Raw genomic sequence first — 262 nt, 5'->3', positions numbered from 1 at the left:
AACTTTGTAGGACATCTCTTCCAGGATCGTTTTAAGTCTGAACTTATTGAAACTGATCAGTATCACTTGGAAATTAGTAGATATATACACTTAAACTCTGTACGGGCTAATATGACAGAGCTACCGATCGATTATACCTGGAGCAGTTATCGTGTTTATATGGGTATTCGGCAGGACTCACTTGTCACTACCGAGAAAACCTTGGGCTACTTTTCTGAGCCAAGGGTTGAACGTTATCGCCTGTATGTAGAGGGCGAATTAT

Annotated in this window: 1 pseudogene; it reads left to right on the top strand. The window is 40.8% G+C overall.

Annotated elements, in window-relative coordinates:
- A pseudogene (locus tag ACYQ3Q_RS28635) lies at positions 1-262 on the top strand (transposase); the annotation flags it as partial.

Source organism: Desulfosporosinus burensis, from assembly GCF_054657535.1.
This window is presented reverse-complemented; position numbering and strand designations above follow the sequence as displayed.